The following is a 615-nucleotide window of genomic DNA, read 5'->3' as shown; positions in this document are numbered from 1 at the left end:
CTGCTCCAGTGCCTGGAGACCTTTGCCGACTCCTTCCCCGACACCCGCGTGGAGCTCTACGAGACCGTACTTGGCGGCGGCGAGGAGTTGCTGGAACAGGGCCAGGTGGATCTGGCCATCTGCTCCCGCGTGCCGCCGGGCCTTGTTGGGGACCCGTTGATGCAGGTCCGCTTCATCGCCGTGGCCGCGCCCTCCCACCCCCTGCACCACCTTGGGCGGGAGCTGACCATGGACGACCTCAGCCAGCACCGCCATCTCTTCGTGCGCGACAGCGGCTCGCGCCGCGAACGCGCCGGCGGCTGGGAAGTCACTGAACACCGCTGGACCGTCAGCCACAAGGCCACCTCCATCCGCGCCGCCTGCATGGGCCTGGGCTTTGCCTGGTTCGCCGAGGACATCATCCGGGATGAACTCAACGACGGCAGCCTCCTCCCCCTGCCTCTACCACAGGGTGGGGAGCGCTGGAGCACCCTGTACCTGGCCTTCTCGGACCCGGATGGCGCCGGGCCCGCCACGCGGCAGCTGGGGGCGTTGCTGAGAGAGGCTACGGCCGCCAACAAACTCAATACGCAGTCTTAATCCGCCACTACTTGCCCGCGCCAGAGGCACCGTGCA

General features: G+C 68.1%; 1 protein-coding gene. It reads left to right on the top strand.

Annotated elements, in window-relative coordinates:
- Positions 1-579: substrate-binding domain-containing protein (locus tag AC1RQI_RS16990; protein WP_481905797.1), on the top strand; the 579-nt coding region annotated here is incomplete at its 5' end.
- Positions 580-615: the final 36 nt, after the last annotated feature.

This window comes from Salicola sp. AFF1 (genome assembly GCF_056783195.1).
The sequence above is the reverse complement of the archived record's forward strand: the minus strand, read 5'-3'. Positions and strand labels throughout refer to the sequence as shown.